Source organism: Methanoculleus sp. (assembly GCF_035363275.1).
Taxonomy (GTDB): Archaea; Halobacteriota; Methanomicrobia; order Methanomicrobiales; family Methanoculleaceae; genus Methanoculleus.
This window is the reverse complement of the sequence record NZ_DAOSET010000042.1, coordinates 1-2,219: the sequence shown is the minus strand read 5'-3', so window position 1 is coordinate 2,219 and position 2,219 is coordinate 1. Positions and strand designations below refer to the sequence as shown.

Annotated in this window: 2 protein-coding genes and 1 pseudogene; 2 read left to right on the top strand and 1 reads right to left on the bottom strand. The window is 64.3% G+C overall.

What is annotated here, in order from left to right; genetic code table 11:
- Positions 1-423 precede the first annotated feature (423 nt).
- Positions 424-945, bottom strand: coding sequence for a cupredoxin domain-containing protein (locus PLN84_RS09585; RefSeq protein ID WP_292385523.1), 522 nt, complete (start codon positions 943-945; stop codon positions 424-426).
- Between the two features lie 147 nt (positions 946-1,092).
- On the opposite strand from PLN84_RS09585, the gene PLN84_RS09580 reads away from it, so the two are divergent.
- Both PLN84_RS09580 and PLN84_RS09575 read left to right on the top strand, forming a co-directional pair.
- The gene (locus PLN84_RS09580) at positions 1,093-1,437 is read left to right on the top strand and encodes a DUF488 domain-containing protein (protein WP_292385522.1); all 345 of its coding nucleotides are present in this window, start codon (positions 1,093-1,095) and stop codon (positions 1,435-1,437) included.
- Between the two features lie 45 nt (positions 1,438-1,482).
- Positions 1,483-2,219: pseudogene (locus tag PLN84_RS09575) on the top strand (carbon monoxide dehydrogenase); the annotation flags it as partial.

Genomic DNA, 2,219 nt, shown 5'->3' with positions numbered 1-2,219 from the left:
GGCAGGCCCCCTCCCGCGTGGATATTCATACGTCTCGCTCTGGCATTCCCCACCCCCCGGCCTTCGGCTTCCTCATTCGCACCCCGCTCCGGTGGGGCGGGAACAGTGTGTTGCGACACCCGGGAAAAGCCATGCCCCGGCGTGCCCCCGGGATTGAGACCTGCTAAAGAGTGTGAAATCCAATCGGTGCCCTCTTTGGTTGTACTATGTATGGAGAATCGCTGTACTGGTTTCACGACGGCAGCCCTCCACCCGAATCGGTGAGCTGCCGAATCTTGCGCGGATCAGCGGTTATAGGGCACTCATCGGTGGACGAGAGAACGAGCGAAACTCACCGGAAAGCAGGCCTGTGCTGCATTCTGCCAGAGCCCCGGCGATCATGAAGGAGGAGAGATTGGAGTAACCCCGTTTCCTTCTCCTGCGTCATTCCACGACGAAGTCGCCGTTCATCTCCGGGTGCACGTCGCACCGGAAGTAGTAGGTCCCGGGTTCGGCCGGCGCCGTGAAGGTGTAGGTGGTCTCGGCAGGCCCGGTGATGACATCACCCACGAAGATCGCCTCGGTCGCCGAGGAGTCGGTGTAGACCGCGACGTTGTGGGGGATGCCGTCGTCCTGGTTGTCGAAGTTCACCGTCACCTCCGCCCCCGCCGGCACCGTGATCGTGCTCGTGTCGAACGCCATGGCATCGGCGGTGAGATCGACGGTCGTGGCCTCGCCGCCCGCTGCGGTGGTCGCAGACGTTGTGACGCCTGTTGTCGCTGTAACGGTCCCGGTTCCGGTCGGCGCCGTCGCTGTGGGAGTCTCGATCTCGGTCGGGATTGTCGCCGTCTCGGTCGGCAGCGTCGTCGGCTGGGTGACGTTGCCGCCCGGCGAGGTGCACCCTGCGGCCAGGATGCCGGCAGCGACGACGAGGAGTGCGGCGAGAAGGAGTAGGGTAGGCTTCATGCGGGAGACGATCCCCGACCGTATATTTATATGTTGCCGAGCCGGCGGCGACGATGCTACCGGAAGTCGCGACGGTCGGGGAGTGGGGTGGAGGGGAGACGGTTTCGCACGAGAGTATTATGTGAGGGGGCGTCGTATCCCCGTCGTATGCTACGCACGAAACGAATCTATGAAGAACCCTCGGCGGACGACGGGACCCGGGTTCTCGTCGACCGGCTCTGGCCCCGGGGCGTCTCGAAGGAGGAGGCAAAGATTGACCGGTGGGAGAAGGACCTCGCACCGACGAACGAATTGCGCCGCTGGTTCGGGCACGATCCGGCGAAGTGGGAGGAGTTCCTGCGGCGCTACCGTGCCGAACTCGAGGGCAAGGAGGAAGTGCTCGCCCGGCTCCGGCAGGAAGCGACTGGTGGAACCGTCACGCTCCTCTACGCCGCCCGGGATGAGGAGCGGAACAATGCCGTGGCGCTGAAGCGGTATATCGAGGAAGAATAAGCGGCACCGATACTTTTTTACGGCTCCAGTCTGGTTCCCTCCTCCATGACCATGGAGAGCGACAGGATATCCTACCACGATTCGGTCCGGACCGTCTACGAGCGGCTCAAGAAGGACGGCATGTCGAACGTCTGGGACCGCTACGAGGCCCAGGGTCTCGGGACCGACCCCGACAAGCGGTGCGCCTTCTGTCAGGCGGGCGCCCGGTGCGACTTCTGCTCGAACGGCCCCTGCCGGGCGGATGCCAGCCGGAACCACCGGGGTGTCTGCGGGATCAACGCCGACGGCATGGCGATGCGGATGATGCTGCTGCGGAACGTCATGGGCGCCTCAAACTACCACTTCCACGCCCAGCAGGCGGTCAGGACCCTCCGGGCGACCGCGGAGGGAAAGACACCGTTCTCAATCGCCGAGCCGGAGAAACTCCGGACGTTTGCAGGGCGGCTCGGGATCGATACCGGCGGGAGCGACACCGAGGTCGCCCTCCGGCTCTGCGACTTCGTCGAGGAGGACTTCCACCGGTTCACCCACGAGCCGAGCCTGATCGTCGAGCGGCTTGCTCCAGAGGAGCGAAAGGAGGTCTGGAAAAAACTTGGCCTCTTTCCGGGCGGGATCTACGGGGAGACGATCGTCGTTACCGCATCCACCCTGACGAACGTCGACGGCTGGTTCGCGAGCCACGCCATGCGGGCAATGCGCCTTGGCGTCGCTATGGCCTACCAGAGCCAGATCGTCCTCGAGTACATCCAGGACATCCTCTACGGCGTCCCGCAACCGCACCC